This is a genomic window from Planktothrix sp. FACHB-1355, from assembly GCF_014748295.1.
GTDB classification, from domain to species: domain Bacteria; phylum Cyanobacteriota; class Cyanobacteriia; order Cyanobacteriales; family Aerosakkonemataceae; genus Aerosakkonema; species Aerosakkonema funiforme_A.
This window is the reverse complement of the sequence record NZ_JACJUP010001126.1, coordinates 1-2,286: the sequence shown is the minus strand read 5'-3', so window position 1 is coordinate 2,286 and position 2,286 is coordinate 1. Positions and strand designations below refer to the sequence as shown.

The following is a 2,286-nucleotide window of genomic DNA, read 5'->3' as shown; positions in this document are numbered from 1 at the left end:
TGGCGTTAAAGCACCGATATCCAAACCGATGGGAGCATAAATTGATTTTAATTGCTTTTCGGGATATCCTTCTTGTTGTAATTGTTGTCTGACTAAACGAACGCGCTTTAAAGAGCCGATCGCACCGATATATTTTGTGTTTAATTTCAATAAAATTCGCAATGCTGCTAAGTCGTGTTGCATTCCCCGCGTTACCAGTGCGACATAAAGATTTTCGGGTCGTGGTAATTGGCAATTGGTAATCGGTAATGCTAAAATAGCAGAAGCTTGAGGAAAGCGTTCTTCGGTAGCGAATTCTGTGCGATCGTCTTGTACAATTATCCGAAATCCTGCTAAATGAGCAATTTGAGCTAACGGTAGAGCAATGTGACCGGCACCAATTATTAATAATGTTGGCAGAGGCAACAAAGTTTCTCGATAACAGGAATTAGTTTCTGGTTTGTTATCGTTATTTGCGATTTCTAAATAGGGCTGTAAATTTTGGTTGAACGGAGTGAGAAGTATAGCAGAATTTCCAGATGAAAGGATATCGATAATTTGATTGACCAGCGTCAGATTGGCGCTTGTCCAGCGTTCCAGCCATACTTGCATTGTACCGCCGCAGACACCTTGAGTTTCGCGATCGCGTGCGCCCGATAAATCAATTTCCACAAATTGTTTTTCACCAGTTTCTAACACTTGGAGAGCTTGTGCGATCGCTTTGGCTTCCCCAGCACCACCGCCAATTGTACCGATAATGCGATTATTTGGGCAAACAATCATTTTTGCGCCTACTTCTCTGGGGACAGAACCTTTAATACTGATGACAGTGGCGATAACTACTGGGCTTTTCTGGAGACTTTGACCTAGTTTTTGGTAGAAATCAAGCATTTTGCCAGGGTCACTTTTGTAGGGTGCCTTAACGAAGTGTAACGCACCGACAACTGTTGGGGGATGCTGTGCTGCGGTAACGCGAACGCACGCTACCAGCTACTGAGTAGAAGGCACTAGAATTTCTCCTTTTCTCGTTCCCAAGTTTTATCTGGGAATGCGATCGCAAAGTTCTACCTCCTGGGGTGTCATATTTCAGTTAAATATAATCTTTAACTATGGCGACTTATGCTATAATAAAATAATCGCACTCATTTGTGCGCGATCGCCAATTTCAAGGCAAGCATTTAACTTTTCGGTCAGCTTCGCATAACTTGACAAGCGTTAATTATTCTTTTCCAAAACTTCACATAGCTTGACCGAAAATTTACACTCTTTCCCGTTAATCGCGCTAATATAGAAATTGAGAGCCCTAAAGGGGCATAACTGAGCCACTTAATTGGAAACTGCCAAACCTACAAATGGCAACTTATAAGTATCCTTTTAAAGAGGAAGCGGGGTAAAGCCCCGCTTTCTCATTGAGAGCGGATCGTAAGGGCTTGCTGAATAAATCTGCGATCGCTCTCACTTGAGAGTCTACAGAAGGTGTTTCAAGGACTTTCAGTTAGCAGACTGCTGTTGCGCCGCCTGACTGACTTCCTCTACATCCAATTCCAACGCCTGTGCTATTTGTTCCACAGTTAACCCCAATCCTAACAAGCGGGGTACTGTTGCTAATTTCGCTGCTATCTCACCTTCTTGGAAAGCTTCTTGATAAACTCTTGTTTGTTTTAACTCACTCAATCCAAACATTGCCTCGATCTCCTCTCGACTTTTACTGGGTAACTTATAGACTATAGAAGATGGAGTCTGTTTTCACGAATTAGGATAACTGTTGGGTTTATTTAATTTTAGTATAAAGGCGATCGCGTTCACATCATCGCTTTTTTTGGCGATCGGGAAGATAAGGAATTTATCCCGAAGTTAAGGAAGTTAAGCTAATTGGCGAATTCTGTTCGCTCAATTTTCCAGCCGCTGAAACGCTTGCTATTGCTGCATTTTCGGAAATATCGCTCCAAAAACTTATCTTCTTGCTTAACTTCGGTATCTCCGCTGGTTAAGTTTGGTGGGAAAGTGGAAACTAGACTCTATTACCCCAAAAGTTACAAGGGAGGTAATCAGTGGTTAGTTTATTTGCGCCTGCACAAATTGAGATGTTTTCAGAAGCGGTAATGGGAACGGTGGAGAAGACAATTTCTCAAAATCAGCCTGGAAGAGTTAAGTGTTTGGGGAGTTATTGGCCTGCTCGATTTTATCATTCTAATTGCGATGTTATTGTTTTTATCGATGAAGTTGTGAAAGTTGTTGGTAGACAGGGAATTACTATGCTTGTGGTTCCGGTAAGTTCAATTAAAACGGACTGATAGATTCGTATTT

General features: G+C 42.0%; 3 protein-coding genes. 1 reads left to right on the top strand and 2 read right to left on the bottom strand.

The genetic code is table 11. The annotated features are described in order from the left end of the window. Both H6S82_RS29780 and H6S82_RS29775 read right to left on the bottom strand, forming a co-directional pair. A partial coding sequence (locus tag H6S82_RS29780) for an XdhC/CoxI family protein (protein WP_191057216.1) occupies nucleotides 1-870 on the bottom strand: 870 nt, incomplete at its 3' end. Between the two features lie 600 nt (nucleotides 871-1,470). Next, complete coding sequence (locus H6S82_RS29775) at nucleotides 1,471-1,662, bottom strand: Rpn family recombination-promoting nuclease/putative transposase (protein WP_199315568.1); 192 nt, start codon at nucleotides 1,660-1,662, stop codon at nucleotides 1,471-1,473. A gap of 368 nt (nucleotides 1,663-2,030) precedes the next feature. Between H6S82_RS29775 and H6S82_RS29770 the strand changes: the two genes are divergently transcribed. Then, nucleotides 2,031-2,273 carry an NfeD family protein gene (locus H6S82_RS29770; protein WP_190473712.1) on the top strand — a complete coding sequence of 81 codons (243 nt, stop codon included), beginning with the start codon at nucleotides 2,031-2,033 and terminating at the stop codon, nucleotides 2,271-2,273. The last annotated feature ends 13 nt before the right edge of the window (nucleotides 2,274-2,286 follow it).

Coding starts and splice junctions, on each gene's coding strand:
- H6S82_RS29775 (WP_199315568.1), bottom strand. CDS start 1,662: ATGTTTGGATTGAGTGAGTTAAAACAAACAAGAGTTTATCAAGAAGCT.